General features: G+C 74.2%; 1 protein-coding gene. It reads right to left on the bottom strand.

Going from position 1 to position 357, the window contains the following annotated elements:
- Positions 1-85 precede the first annotated feature (85 nt).
- The coding region (locus tag ACFZAX_RS20865) for a transposase (protein ID WP_390963329.1) at positions 86-357 on the bottom strand (272 nt) is incomplete at its 5' end.

Raw genomic sequence — 357 nt, 5'->3', positions numbered from 1 at the left:
CCGCCCCCCGCGCCCATATAAGCTTTCTGGGTTGGGGGGGGGGGGGGGGGGGCGCGGCGCGCCCCCCCCCCCCCCCCCCCGCCGGTCATGCGCTGACGGTGGCGAGGTGCCAGGTGCCTTGGGTGTGGGTGAGTCCGAGGTTGATCAGTCGGCGGAGGTTGAGGGCGGCGGCTCGGGTGTGGAGCCAGAGGTCGTTCTTGATGGTTCCGCGGTAGCGGAGTCTGCGGTTGCCGTGGTGGACGATCCAGGCGACGGCGCGTTCGACCGGTGGCCGCCAGCGGCGGTAATCGGCCTGCCAGGCGGGGTCGGTGGCGGCCTGACGCCGGGCGGCTGCTTGGGTGTCGTGGTGCGGGCGGA

Origin of the sequence: Streptomyces sp. NPDC008125 (genome assembly GCF_042957125.1) — a bacterium.
Classification (GTDB): domain Bacteria; phylum Actinomycetota; class Actinomycetes; order Streptomycetales; family Streptomycetaceae; genus Streptomyces.
The sequence above is the reverse complement of the archived record's forward strand: the minus strand, read 5'-3'. Positions and strand labels throughout refer to the sequence as shown.